Origin of the sequence: Chitinophaga parva (assembly GCF_003071345.1) — a bacterium.
GTDB classification, from domain to species: Bacteria; Bacteroidota; Bacteroidia; order Chitinophagales; family Chitinophagaceae; genus Chitinophaga; species Chitinophaga parva.
The window spans coordinates 877,017-889,442 of record NZ_QCYK01000003.1 but is presented as its reverse complement, the minus strand read 5'-3'; the positions used below and the strand labels follow the sequence as shown (position 1 = coordinate 889,442).

12 protein-coding genes are annotated in these 12,426 nt (G+C 54.2%); 6 read left to right on the top strand and 6 right to left on the bottom strand.

Translation table 11 applies throughout. From position 1 onward, the window contains the following. The first annotated feature begins 124 nt into the window (after positions 1 to 124). The 4 genes from trxA (at position 125) to DCC81_RS22745 (ending at position 2,403) form a co-directional block, all read left to right on the top strand. A complete protein-coding gene (trxA, locus tag DCC81_RS22760; protein WP_108688963.1) occupies positions 125 to 445 on the top strand; it encodes a thioredoxin in 321 nt (106 codons plus the stop codon). A gap of 183 nt (positions 446 to 628) precedes the next feature. Further along, positions 629 to 1,192, top strand: coding sequence for a YeeE/YedE family protein (locus DCC81_RS22755; RefSeq protein ID WP_108688962.1), 564 nt, complete (start codon positions 629 to 631; stop codon positions 1,190 to 1,192). Between the two features lie 13 nt (positions 1,193 to 1,205). Further along, positions 1,206 to 1,682: a DUF6691 family protein gene (locus DCC81_RS22750; protein WP_108688961.1), complete on the top strand. Its 477-nt coding sequence runs from the start codon at positions 1,206 to 1,208 to the stop codon at positions 1,680 to 1,682. Positions 1,683 to 1,707: 25 nt separating this feature from the next. Then, positions 1,708 to 2,403 carry a uracil-DNA glycosylase family protein gene (locus DCC81_RS22745; protein ID WP_240613051.1) on the top strand — a complete coding sequence of 232 codons (696 nt, stop codon included), beginning with the start codon at positions 1,708 to 1,710 and terminating at the stop codon, positions 2,401 to 2,403. Here the strand turns inward: DCC81_RS22745 and DCC81_RS22740 are convergent. Next, positions 2,400 to 3,563, bottom strand: coding sequence for a BamA/TamA family outer membrane protein (locus tag DCC81_RS22740; RefSeq protein ID WP_108688959.1), 1,164 nt, complete (start codon positions 3,561 to 3,563; stop codon positions 2,400 to 2,402). The two genes, DCC81_RS22745 and DCC81_RS22740, sit on opposite strands and share 4 nt — an antisense overlap. Before the next feature lie 116 nt (positions 3,564 to 3,679). Further along, positions 3,680 to 4,594: an NAD-dependent epimerase/dehydratase family protein gene (locus DCC81_RS22735; protein ID WP_108688958.1), complete on the bottom strand. Its 915-nt coding sequence runs from the start codon at positions 4,592 to 4,594 to the stop codon at positions 3,680 to 3,682. A gap of 310 nt (positions 4,595 to 4,904) precedes the next feature. Here DCC81_RS22735 and DCC81_RS22730 point away from each other — a divergent pair, with 310 nt between their 5' ends. Further along, on the top strand, positions 4,905 to 5,486 hold the full coding sequence (locus DCC81_RS22730; protein ID WP_165806701.1) for a PAS domain-containing protein: 582 nt from the start codon (positions 4,905 to 4,907) through the stop codon (positions 5,484 to 5,486). A 197-nt stretch (positions 5,487 to 5,683) separates the two neighbouring features. Then, positions 5,684 to 5,983: a hypothetical protein gene (locus DCC81_RS22725; protein WP_133177773.1), complete on the top strand. Its 300-nt coding sequence runs from the start codon at positions 5,684 to 5,686 to the stop codon at positions 5,981 to 5,983. A 123-nt stretch (positions 5,984 to 6,106) separates the two neighbouring features. On the opposite strand, the gene tatA is transcribed toward DCC81_RS22725, so the two are convergent. The 4 genes from tatA to DCC81_RS22705 form a co-directional block, all read right to left on the bottom strand. Then, on the bottom strand, positions 6,107 to 6,322 hold the full coding sequence (gene tatA / locus DCC81_RS22720) for a twin-arginine translocase TatA/TatE family subunit (protein ID WP_394337126.1): 216 nt from the start codon (positions 6,320 to 6,322) through the stop codon (positions 6,107 to 6,109). Positions 6,323 to 6,399: 77 nt separating this feature from the next. Beyond that, the gene (treY, locus tag DCC81_RS22715) at positions 6,400 to 9,042 is read right to left on the bottom strand and encodes a malto-oligosyltrehalose synthase (RefSeq protein ID WP_108688955.1); all 2,643 of its coding nucleotides are present in this window, start codon (positions 9,040 to 9,042) and stop codon (positions 6,400 to 6,402) included. Positions 9,043 to 9,050: 8 nt separating this feature from the next. Next, positions 9,051 to 10,853 carry a malto-oligosyltrehalose trehalohydrolase gene (gene treZ, locus DCC81_RS22710; protein ID WP_108688954.1) on the bottom strand — a complete coding sequence of 601 codons (1,803 nt, stop codon included), beginning with the start codon at positions 10,851 to 10,853 and terminating at the stop codon, positions 9,051 to 9,053. A 131-nt stretch (positions 10,854 to 10,984) separates the two neighbouring features. After that, entirely contained in the window at positions 10,985 to 12,193 is a 1,209-nt protein-coding gene (locus DCC81_RS22705) for a PepSY-associated TM helix domain-containing protein (protein ID WP_108688953.1), read from the bottom strand. Between the last annotated feature and the right edge of the window lie 233 nt (positions 12,194 to 12,426).

The following is a 12,426-nucleotide window of genomic DNA, read 5'->3' as shown; positions in this document are numbered from 1 at the left end:
GGCAGCGAAGATAGGTATTTTTGCCAATTTTTTTAGCAAATCCAGCAGACTGCCATAAGGGCCGGAAATACGGACTGGCAGAGACTTTGTAACAACAATGGGTACAAACACTAAAATAATTTTTATGCATACATCCGAACAGGCCGATCAGAAACTGCAGGCCATCCTGCAGGGCAGTACCCCGGTGCTGCTGGACTTTTCCGCGGAATGGTGCGGGCCCTGTAAACAGCTGGCTCCCATTTTAAAAGACGTAAAAGCCAAAACCGGCGATAAAGTGCGCATCCTGAAGATAGACGTGGACAAGAACCCGAAACTGTCGCAGGAATGGCAGATCAGTGGCGTGCCTACGCTGATGCTTTTCAAAGAAGGCAAGCTCCTGTGGCGCCAGAGTGGCGTGATGCCGGCCCACCAGTTGTTACAGGTATTGCAGCAGCATGTAGGGTAAAGAATGGTCTTAGGTCCTGGGTATTAAGAGCAGTGCCTTATTTATTTAATTAATTTCGCGTAAGGGGTGTCACGCTTGTGGTATCCCTTTCTTCGTAGTTTGCATCAATGACGTTTATCTTTTTAAACATCACCTAAGACCTAGGACCTAAGACTTAAAAAACCAAGACAAACACCACTTTACATGCTCCACACCATCTCCTCCCCCTGGCCCTGGTACGTGGCGGGGCCACTGATCGGGCTTACCGTGCCTTTGTTACTGCTGCTGGGCAACCGGCAGTTTGGCATTTCATCCACGCTGCGCCACATCTGTGCGGCCTGCATGCCCGGCGATATTGAATTCTTTAAGTATAACTGGAAACAGGAGTCCTGGAACCTGTTCTTTGCCCTCGGCATCCTGCTGGGTGGTATGATCGCGGCTACCCTGCTGCACAATCCCGAGCCGGTGGTACTGCATCCTAAACTGGCGGAAAGCCTGGCCGCACATGGCATTACCAACCTTGACGGGCTGGTGCCGGTGCAACTGTTTAACTGGCCGGCCCTGCTCACCTTGCGCGGCTTTATCCTGATGGTGGTGGGCGGCTTCCTGGTGGGCTTTGGTACCCGCTATGCAGGTGGCTGCACCAGCGGGCATGCTATCATGGGCCTGTCTAATTTGCAATGGCCCTCCCTGGTGGCTACCTGCTGCTTTATGGCGGGCGGTTTCCTGGTGGCCAACCTGGTGGTTCCTATTATCTTAAGCCTTTAAATTTTTCTGAATAATGCAGGAAACAGATTTTGAAGTAGCCCGGGAAGCCGCCACCAGCAAGGTGCCCGGCGGATGGGAAAAACAATGGTGGATGTACATCCTGGCAGGCACTTACTTTGGCATTGTGCTTACCAAGGCCGAAGTGATCTCCTGGTTCCGCATCCAGGAAATGTTCCGCTTACAATCCTTCCATATGTATGGCGTCATCGGCTCCGCGGTAGTTACGGGTATGATCAGTGTGTGGATCATTAAGCGCTTCCGCGTAAAAACATTTTCCGGGCAGCCGGTCACTTTCCCGGTGAAATCGTTTCACAAAGGGCAGATCTTGGGCGGGCTGTGTTTCGGCTTTGGATGGGCCCTCACCGGCGCCTGCCCCGGCCCGCTGTACGCACAGATAGGCACGGGTGCCACCGTGGTGACCGTAACCCTGCTGAGTGCTATTGCAGGCACCTGGGTGTACGGAAAAGTACGGCAAAAGTTGCCACATTGATGACCGTCATGCGTAACTTGTGCCCATGACCTTTGGCGAAAAAGTAATTGATTTCAACACGCACCTCCACTTTACAGGCCGGCTGCCGGCGGGCATCCGCATGATGTACCCTTTTGAAGAAGGACAGGAAGCCCGCGGCATCATGGAGCAGTTTTACCGCAAGTTCTATAACGATAACGGTGAGCGCCGCATGCTGGTAGGCATCAATCCCGGGCGCTTTGGCGCGGGTGTTACCGGGGTGCCTTTTACGGATACCAAACGCCTCACCGAAAAGGCCGGGATCAGCTTCCAGGGCGGGCTGCAAACGCATGAGCAGTCTGCCGTGTTCGTGCACGACATGATCGATGCTTACGGCGGGTTGAAGAAATTCTGCAGGCACTTTTATTTCACGTCTATGTGCCCGCTGGGCTTTGTGATGGATAAGGGCAAAGGCCGGGAAGTGAATTACAATTACTACGACACCAGGGAACTTACCTCGCTGGTGTATGATTTCATGATCAGTAAGCTGCAGGAGCAACTGGAATGGGGCATTGACCGTAAAGTAGGTTATGTGCTGGGCACGGGAAAGAATGCCGCTTTTGTGCAGCAGGCCAATGAAAAATATAAATTCTTTAAAAAACTGGTACCGCTGGAGCATCCCCGCTTCATTATGCAGTACCGTTCCAAATACGAGCAGGAATACATTGATAAATACCTGGCCGCGCTGCGGCTGAAGGCTTAAAACGCTTCTGCCAGCGACAGGTAAAGGCCCTTCTGGCGGGCTTCCCCGGGCCGCTTCTCTCCTACAGCTGCGTCTATGCGCACGGTGAGTTTTGCGTGCTCGTCATAGAAATAGCGGACACCTGCACCCAAGCTGGGCTTAAAATTTCCCAGGTCAAAATTGTGGTTATTGAACACATCGCCCGCACCGGCAAAGGCGGCCAGCGCAAACTTTGGGTGCATGTCCCATTTACCCAGCTTCACCCTGATTTTTGGATCTACGAGATAGCGGTATTCCACCTGGCCGGCCAGGTAGTTCTGATCGCGGTAACGGCCCGTGTAGTAGCCCCGCATGATCTGATCGCTGCCCAGTTCCGGCAGTAAATAAAAGGGAATATGATCGCCCTGCACGGAACGGAAATACCCATTTAATCCGATCACACTTTTCTTCGATAAGCTAAAGAACTGGTTGCCCCGCAGGTCTACCGTGTACACGGTTTGGGAACTGGCAAAGTTGAGCGCATTGGCCAGGTTCAGCCGCAGGAAAGTGCCGTGGGTGGTGTAGTTCTGGTTATCCCGGTTATCAAACACCGCGGTGATGCCGGCCAGCAGTTCGTGCCCGCCGCTTTTGTAGTGCAGGGGCATGGTCATATAAATACCTTTATTATCGGACGCCTTATATTCATCATCCTGGAAGGCCAGGGAAATGCCGGCGTAGAAATGACCGGTGATGCGGCGCTCCCCATCAAACTGGACACGGAAACGGCGGTTGTCCACCAGCGATTTATCTGCCGCATGCGTGGTATCGCCCAGGCCATAGAAGTAGAAAGGAAAGTATTGGTAGCGCAATCCCCCGCGGAAATGCCATAAGTTCTCCCGCGTCCAGATCTCCGTGCGCAGGTCTATTTTATACTGGTGCTCCGTGGTGATGGCCGGAATAAGATACAGGGTGGAATTGCGGGTGTGCACGCCCGGGTTGCGGTGATCCGCATAAAAGGAATACAGCATGGCAGCCCCTATTTCCAATCCTTTTTCCGGTGAGTAACCCAGCACGGGAATAGGAAAAAAACTATGACGGTGTGCCGGCAAAGAATCTGCCGCGGGTACGGAAGTACTGTCTGTCTGCGCCTTTGCAATGGTAATACTGCAGAGCATCATGGCCAATCCTAACATCCATTTCATGCGGCAAAGATAACGGGTTAAACGTTACAGGTTAATGGTGAGAGCTGTAAACACGATGGCTGCGCCATAACGTTTAGCCGTTCACGTTTAACCATTCACCTGTACCGATCCTCTTTTTATTTTTCCAGCACGGCTTTCAGGCCCGCATCGTAGCTGGTAGGCTGGAAATTAAAATGCTGTTCAAACTTGGTGCTGTCAAAGATATAAGGGCGGTCGTACTGGTAGATCATTTCCGCCAGTTCGGCCATGGGCGTGGAGAAGAGGCCGAAGAGCTGCAGCATGAATTTGCCGAGCACCATGTATTTGGGTTTGGCGCCGGTGAGGGCGGCTACTTTTTCTATGTATTCCTTACCGGTGAGGGCCGGTTTGGCCGTAGGCAAATGCCAGACCTGGTTCCAGGCCAGTTCGTCTTTCGCCATGAGGAGCAATGCCCTGGCGGCATCGGGCACATACGTGTACGAATGCACGAAGTTTACGCTGCCCATCCATTGCGCACTTTTACCCTTGGCCAGGTTGTTGGTCACCAGGATGTTGAGGATGCCGGTTTTATCAGCGCCTTTCCCGTAGAAGTCTGCGCAGCGCGCAATGGAAGCCACGAGGCGGCCTGCTATCACTTCATCCATCAGCTTTGTGGCAATGGCCGCACGGATCTTTCCCTTTTTACTGGTGGGGCGGTAAGGAGTGTTCTCCGTCATCGGTCCATCTACCGGGCCATACATGTATACGTTATCAAAGAAGATCAGCTTTGCATGGGCAGCCTGGCACGCGGCTATCACGTTGTCCATGATCTTCGGCCACTGCACGGCCCATATTTTATGATCATACGGCAGGCCCGCCAGGAGGAATACTACTTCAGAGCCCTGTACGGCGGCTTTGGTCTGGGCGGCATCCAGCAGGTCTGCCTGCATGGTCTCTGCGCCTGCTTTGGGCTGGGGATTGCGGCTTACCAGGCGTACCGGTTGCTGGTTTTCAATAAGGAGGGTGCTAAGTGCATTTGCTATGCTGCCATTGGCGCCGAGGATGGTGTACATGCTGTAATAAGTTTGTTAAGAGAAGACGGTCCAAATTAGATAATATTTTACGCAGGCTACGTTATTTCTGTGCCCGGCGATTTCGGCCATAACGCGTTTTTTCACAGGCCGCAGTACTATCCCACTGGTTATCAGGCGTGCCCGTTGTCATATTCCTACTACCCCTTTTGTAGTGTCACCGGCACGATTAAACAATTTGCAATTCTTGCGGGGTTAACACCGCTGAGGCAATAATTATTGTACCTTGTTGTTGTGTTTGATGGCTGTGCGCCCTAATCCCAATTTAATCCCTATTGAAATATATCCATTCATGCTACAGTTTGACCATCTAAAGGACCAGTTAGCCCAATCTAATCTCTACTACCTTATCAGCATGGGGCTGGAGGGTGCTTACACTTTTACCAACGATCATTATACACAGGCCTTTGGCCCTTCGGGCAATTCCTTGCTGGGACAGCTTTTTGACGCGCTGGTGCATCCCGAGGACATGCCCATTGCGCGCACCACCCGCCTGCAGTGCATGCAGTACCCCGAACAGTTGTTTCCACTGATGGTACGCAAGGCGGACCGGCACGGTGATTATGTGCTGACGCAGTGGGAATGCCAGGCCCTCCGGGATGATACCGGCCATATCCGGGGCGTGTATTGCATGGGCAGTAACCTCACCGCCTGCCTGGATGAAGCGGGCCGCCCCTTGCTGGCCTGCGATGTGCCGCGTATCGATATGCCTTCCCACGAAACGCGGCGTCACCTGGCCAACCTTATGGGGCTGGTAACGGTGCTGCAGCAAACGGACGATGCCCGCCAGCTGCGCAGCCTGTGCACTATGATCCAGGCCAGCGCCCAGGGACTGGATGGGGTGATGCGGCAGTGGTACAGTGTGAGTCATTAACCATGTATTAACTGTTAACCCGCCTTTCGATTGTAATATTGGGATCAATTTCCCCGCTATTATTGCACCGTGCGGCCGGAACCTATACGAACAAATTGATCGATGTACCCGTACACCGCGTGCACCTGTCCTGCACGGCGGTGTGTGATGCCTGCCAGCTTTCACCTTTCTATTCCAGACAGCAATCCGTACCGCCGATGAACAGACAAAACGATGCCCGGATCTTTGAGCTTATTACCCAGAAGCTGCTGGGCACCATCTGCGTGGAAGATGACCGGTTGCTGCAATATATCATTGCCCGGAGCCCGCAGGTAAAGCGGTGCTGGGACGAACTGTACGACGCTAATGAGATCACAGGGGGTACACTTTTGCTGGACCTGGAGCCGGTGGAGGCATGGCAGCAGTTGCCGGTGGCGCGGCCGCAGGTATTGGTCCGCAGGATGCGGGGCTGGATGGAGCAGTACACAAAAAAAGGCTGGTGCAATGATGGGGGTTGATAGCGCAGTACAAAAAAAGGGCTGGTGCAATGATGGGGGTTGATAGCGCACAAAAAAAGGCTAAAGCAAATCACTTTGCATTAGCCTTGAAAGCTTTTATATCCGGCGCCGGGGCGCGGGGTGTTAGGCGTTGTTCTGGTTGTTGTCAGAAACGGAAGACTTGGAAGCCTCGCCGTCCTTTGCGTTTTTAAATTCACTGATGCCTTTACCCAAACCACGCATCAACTCAGGAATTTTCTTACCGCCGAACAGTAATAAAACTACCAGGAGTATCAGAATGATCTCTTTACCATTCATTTCCCCCAGGAACAAAAACGGAGATTGCAAAAAAGTGGCCATTATCACGATATTTAATTCTAACAAATATATGCTTTTGTAGTTATCCAACAAAAGCTAATTGCCACGGCCCCGCCTGTTTATTGAACAGACCCCACAAGGATAGCCACCGGAAAGTCCTGTAATACAACTGTTAAGGGCAATCTGCCCACTGTATCCAGTGATTGGCCGGTAAAAACGTTTTTCCAGGTGGCGGGGGCGCCAGGCGGCAGTTGCAGGGAAATGGTTTCTGCCCTGGCACCTGGCAGGCTCACCACTACCAGGGCCCACCGGTCCGGGGCCTGGCGTGTAAAGGCCAGGTAGCCCTGCGGCACCGCAATGGGCTGGTAGGCCCCGGTGGCAAAGAGTTCCGGGCTGGCGTTCCGCGCCTGCAGCGATTTCCAGAGCACGTACATTTTTTCCACGCCGTGGCGGCGGTGGGCCTCCAGGTAAGGCCTTACGGCTTCAAATCCTTTACTGTCCAGGGTTTGAAGCCGCTGCAAATGTTCCCGCCGGATATTGAAGTCCACCGGGCGGCGGTTGTCCGGGTCCACAAAGCTGAGGTCCCACAGCTCACAGCCCTGGTATACATCGGGGACGCCGGGAGCGGTCACTTTCAGCACCACCTGCGAGAGGGAGAACTGCCCGGCTTCCTGCATGAGCTTGTGGGCAAAAGGCAGGAACGTGTGCAGGAAAGGCTGCCCGGCATCCAGGAAGGTGCGGATAAAGGCCTGGCAGGCGGCTTCGTAGGCTTCATCAGGCTGTTCCCAGTTACTATTGACTTTCCCCTCGCGCACCGCTTTGATGAAATATTGGCAAACCCGGTCTGCAAAATCGCCGGTGTTATCATCTTCCGGCGGAAAGCCGGCCAGCAGGCTTTGGTAAATAAAATAAGCATCGTTTGCGGTGGGCGCGGGCTGGCCATCCACCTGCTGCAACACGGACTGGCTGGTGGCCTGCCAGCGGGCTACCAGTTGTTCCCATTCGCCGGTGTGCATGGTGAGCAGGTTCAGGCGCAGGCGGCCGTCTTCCCCCCTTTTGGTGTCGTGTGTGGAGGTGGTGTTCAGGGCGCCCGGCATTTGTTGCAGGCGGGCCTGCATGAGGCTATGGAACTGGTCTGTGTTGAATTGCAACTGGTCCGGGCTATCACCTACCTCATTGTGCGGGAGCAGTGCATTGTATTGGTAGAACGTGGTATCCTCCACGCCTTTCGCGGTAAGGGGACCGGTGAATTGCATCATGCGTTGCAGGAAACGCAGGATGGTGGCGGACCGCAGGGCATCCGCCCCATCGTACTGCCACCAGCTGGCAATGAGGTTCAGCTCAAACACACTGGCAATGCCCTGCTCCCGGGCCGCCTGCACAGTGACATGCACCACCTCCAGGTCCGCTGCCGGCAGCGGAAATTGCCCAGGGTATAAACGGTACACGGGCAGGCAGATCATGAACTCCGCCAGGGCCAGTTTAAACGTTTCCCGGTGTACGCCGGCCGGCACCAGGTCCAGATCGTAGGCCATCGCGGTAAGGTTTTCCCACTCCCCTCCCATAAAGTTTACCAGGATGCGTTTTTTGTTGTTGTAGACCGCGTCTTTGTAGCTGGTTACGGCTGGCAGCAACTGCCGGTATTGCTGCACCAGCGTCTTGGCCCCGTCCGTGTTGGTGAGCAGCCAGTTTACATGCGATAAAAACTCATAACCACTGGTACCCTGCAGCGGCCAGTTTGCGGGCAGGACCTCCCCTGCCTCCAGGATCTTTTCCGCGATGATGTAACAATTGTCTCCAAATAATGTGCGCAACCGTTGCAGGTATTGCGCGGGGTCCTGCAGGCCGTCTATGTGATCAATGCGCAAGCCGTTGATAAAGCCCTGGTCATAGAGATGTTTAATAAAGCGGTGGTAATCAGCAAACACCTGTTCATCTTCCATGCGCACCGCCAGCAGGGTATTTACCGTAAAGAAGCGGCGGAAATTAATGGCCTGTGCGGCCTCCGGCCAATGCGCAAGGCGGTAATATTGCGCCTCCACCAGCTGTTGCATGGCGGGTTTGTTGTCGTTGAAACGGGCAATGGCTTTGTGGATCTTTTCATCATTTGCCAATGTTGCAAAACCTTCATCACGGGCCTGCCGCCACTGCTCCAGGGGCAGCCCATCTACCTCTTTCAGGTGGATAAGCAGGGCTTCCAGCGCATCCACATCCCGGTAGGCCAGCAGCCCTTCCGTTAATAAAGCGTAAGATGAAACAGATAAGGGATATGTCTGCGAAAAATATTGCAACAGCAAACCTTTCTTCTTCAGTACCAGGGAGATCTCTCCCAGCGCAATCGCCGCCTGCAAAGGCTTTCCAAGGAAGGGCACCATCAGTTTACCGGCCTCCCAGTCTATGTCAAAGAAGTGGTAGCAGGGCGACCGCTGCCCGCGTTCCAGCACGTCAAACAAATAAGGATTATCCATGCTGAAGGCCATGTGATTGGGCACAATGTCCTGCAGCCAGCGCATGCCTTTCTGCTGCAGCTTGTCCCGGACACGGGCCCATTGTTCCAGGGTACCTATTTCAGGATTGATCCGCTGTGGGTCTGTTACATCGTACCCATGCTGTGAGCCGGGTGTGGCGGAAAATAACGGTGACGCATATACGGTGTTTATTCCTAATGCGTGCAGGTAGTCAATCAATTGCTCCAGGTCATTGCATGTAAAATCTTTATGTAACTGCACCCTGTAGGTGGAAACGGGAGACTGTATCATCATTGTATCGTTTATTCTTTTACAGCAAATACGGAGGCCGACATTGCAGGCAGCTGGAAACCAGCATGTACGGCTATTTCAGCGGGTAATGGCTGTGTATGCGTAGTGAAGACTGCGTTTAACGTATAACCGTTTACGTTAGTGACATTTATGGCATCCTTACTAAAATTTAAATAGATGAACAGCGCGGGCTTTTCCTCCAATTTCCTTTGCAGCAGCAATGCCTTTTCATTGAGTATTTCCACTGCGATGCAGCCGGGACCCTGGTTTTGCAGGGCGGGGGTATTGCGCCGCAGCGCTATCAGGCTCCGGTAGCATTCCAGGAGCGCTTCATTGGGCTCCCAACTTAAAGCGGAGCCATAGAACGTATTTTCCGATTGCGGGTCCGGCACCGCTCCCTGCCAGTTGAACGACGCAAATTCCCTGCGCCGGCCTTCCCGCAGGGCAGCTATCAATTCTGCATCGCCATGGGAGGTAAAGAACTGGAAGGGCTTCGTTTCCCCGTACTCCTCTCCCATGAAGATCATGGGCGTTTGCGGCGCCAGCAGGTAAGCCGCGGCGGCCAGTTTGAGGGCCGGCAGGTCCAGCGTGGCGGAGAGGCGGTCGCCCAGCAGGCGATTGCCCACCTGGTCGTGGTTTTGGGAGAACACAATAAAATCACTGTAATGATGGTTACGGGGCAGGTCGCCAAAGCGGCGTTTGCGGTGGGGGGAATACTGGCCGGTGTACACGTAATTATCCTTGTAAGCCTTGGCCAGGTGTGCAATGCCGTTGAAGTCTTCATAATACCCATCCAGCTCACCGGTGAGCATAGTATGGAGGGCGTGGTGAAATTCGTCCACCCATTGGCCGGCCAGGCCATACCCACCCTGCTCCACCGGGTCTATGTAACGCGGGGCGTTGTAATCAATTTCCGCGATGAGCAGCTTGCGCCTGCCCAGGCGGCGTTCCAGCACGCTCACGGCTTCTGAGAGTTCCGCCACAAAGTGGCGTGCACTGCAATCCCAGATGGCGTGCACTGCATCCAGCCGCAGGCCGTCTATATGAAATTCATCGAGCCACATCAGCGCGTTTTGCAGGAAGTAATCGCGCACGGCATCGCAGTAAGCATCGTCAAAGTTCACAGCATCTGCCCAGGGTGTTTTGTATTTGGAGGTGAAGTAAGGGCCAAAGTCCGCGAAGTAATTTCCCTCAGGGCCCAGGTGGTTGTACACCACATCAAGGATCACGGCTATGCCATGTTTATGGGCGGCGTTCACCACTTCCTTCAAGCCATTTACGCTGCCATAATTATGCTGCACGGCAAAGGGGTACACGCCATCGTAGCCCCAGTTGCGCGTGCCGGAAAATTGGGCCACCGGCATGATCTCAATGGCGTTCACGCCTAATTTTTCCAGGTAAGACAGCCGGGCGATGATGCCCTGGAAGTTACGCTGGGGGCTGAAAGTACCGGTATGCAGTTCATACAAAACGAGGTCTTTCAGTTCCAGCCCTCGCCAGTCGTCATCCGTCCAGTGTGGATAGGCAGGCTGTACCACCGCAGAAGGGCCATGTACCCCACCGGGCTGGTAGCGCGATGCGGGATCGGGGCGCAACAGGTCGTTATCCAGTTTGTAGAGATATTGCAACCCTGTGGGGGTGGCGGCCATACGGTAATGCCAGTAACCATTTTCATCGCGGGCCATGGGATATTCCGCGGGCAAGGGCGCTATCACAACCAGGCTCACGGCTTTGCGGAAGGGCGCCCATACGGTGAACGTGCAGATTTGGTCAGGGCCCAGGTGGGCGCCTACGGGCGTATAGTAGTGTGCCAAAGCGAATACGTTTTGGCTAAGAGGCTAACAATTCTGTGCCGGATTATTAATGGCTAATTGTTGACCGGGGTGGTGATCAGCGCTAACACTGGCGACTGGCGGCCGTCAGCGGTTCATTTGCGGACAATTCACTATCTCTTCCTCCGCCTGCCCCACCAGATAATGAAACCGGTCACCGGCAGGCTGGTGCTCACCAGGCTGGCCAGGAAGGCAATGATCTTACCCGGCAGGCCGGCAATGGCACCCACGTGGATATCGTAGTTCATGGCCACCAGCTTCTCCCCTGCGTTGCGTTGTTTGTAATCATTGCGGTACAGCAGCTTGCCGCTGTGCTGATCAAAAGAGAAAGCATCGTAATTGTAATAAGTTTCCCTGCCGCGGTAGCCATTCACATATACCAGGCCTTCCTTACCCACTGCGGGCGAGAGGCCAAAGCGGTCCGCATGGGGCATCAGCTGGTGGGCCTTCTCAAAGGCGATATCAATGCCTTGTTTTGCCGGCGCCACCGCCACCACTTGCGATTTCAATGCCGGGGCCTGTGCCGGCGGCGTGGTAGTGCCGGAAGCCGCCACGTAAGCAAAAGCCTGGAACCAGGTGAAGGCAAACACCATTCCCGTAAGGGCCAGTACCAGGGCCACCAGCAGCGAATAAAAACCCAGCACATTGTGCAGGTCATAATTCACGCGCTTAAAACGGGCCTTCCAGCGCACGGAAAAACTATCGTTCCGGGTTTTCCTGTTCCACTTTTTAGGCCACCACATAATAAGGCCTGTGATAAGCAGCAGCACAAAGATCACGGTGCACCAGCCGGTAATAGGCTGGCCGTAAGGTGTATTGAGCAACAAGCTCCAGTGAATGGCCTTTACTACGATGAAGAAGTTCCATTTGTTATTCGCCACCCCGGTCAGGGCGCCGGTGTAAGGATTCACATACGCAGTGCGGTAATACCGGATGGAACCGCCGTACGTGATCGCGCTGTCATTTTCTGCATAAGCCATGAACTCCCAGGTACGGCCGGCGCGGGCATAGGTGGTAATGTAATTGATGGGCTGGTCTTTGCCAAGGGCGGCCTGCGCCACCGGCAGCAAAGTGGAGATGGGCAGGGTATGCGCCTGTGCGGGCACGTCTACAAACCGTAATTGCTTGTCCGTTATGTTGCTGATCTCATCCTGGAAAACAAACAGGCAGCCGGTGAGGCCCAAAATGAGCACCACGATACCAGAAACCAGTCCCAGCCAGCGGTGCAGCCAGTCCACCACTTTCCGGAAGCGGGACTTCCCTCCTTTGGGCTTGCGTTTAACGGGCGGTTGAGATTGGGTAATGGTGGCTTCGCTTGTCATTTCCTCAGATTAATCGGCTGTAAAGTTATCCATCGTTTACGGTGGCGCTTGCAAACCCGGGTATGATCACGGGATGCGCAGGCGCGAATGTGGGGGAAAAATGCCAGCGGGGATGATCGAAATGGGAAAAAAAATTACGGGATGCGGAAAAGTTGGCTGGAAGACAGTCCCGCCGGGCAGGGGCAGAAAAAAAGCCCCCCAGCGGCGCTGGAGGGCTTTTCTGTATTGCAGCC

Excerpts from the sequence above, each read along its gene's own strand:
- DCC81_RS22705 (WP_108688953.1), bottom strand. The coding sequence starts at position 12,193 with ATGACAAGCGAAGCCACCATTACCCAATCTCAACCGCCCGTTAAACGC.
- DCC81_RS22745 (WP_240613051.1), top strand. The coding sequence starts at position 1,708 with ATGACCTTTGGCGAAAAAGTAATTGATTTCAACACGCACCTCCACTTT.
- tatA (WP_394337126.1), bottom strand. The coding sequence starts at position 6,322 with ATGGCCACTTTTTTGCAATCTCCGTTTTTGTTCCTGGGGGAAATGAAT.
- DCC81_RS22755 (WP_108688962.1), top strand. The coding sequence starts at position 629 with ATGCTCCACACCATCTCCTCCCCCTGGCCCTGGTACGTGGCGGGGCCA.
- DCC81_RS22725 (WP_133177773.1), top strand. The coding sequence starts at position 5,684 with ATGAACAGACAAAACGATGCCCGGATCTTTGAGCTTATTACCCAGAAG.
- DCC81_RS22730 (WP_165806701.1), top strand. The coding sequence starts at position 4,905 with ATGCTACAGTTTGACCATCTAAAGGACCAGTTAGCCCAATCTAATCTC.
- treY (WP_108688955.1), bottom strand. The coding sequence starts at position 9,042 with ATGATGATACAGTCTCCCGTTTCCACCTACAGGGTGCAGTTACATAAA.
- DCC81_RS22735 (WP_108688958.1), bottom strand. The coding sequence starts at position 4,594 with ATGTACACCATCCTCGGCGCCAATGGCAGCATAGCAAATGCACTTAGC.
- DCC81_RS22740 (WP_108688959.1), bottom strand. The coding sequence starts at position 3,563 with ATGAAATGGATGTTAGGATTGGCCATGATGCTCTGCAGTATTACCATT.
- DCC81_RS22750 (WP_108688961.1), top strand. The coding sequence starts at position 1,206 with ATGCAGGAAACAGATTTTGAAGTAGCCCGGGAAGCCGCCACCAGCAAG.
- trxA (WP_108688963.1), top strand. The coding sequence starts at position 125 with ATGCATACATCCGAACAGGCCGATCAGAAACTGCAGGCCATCCTGCAG.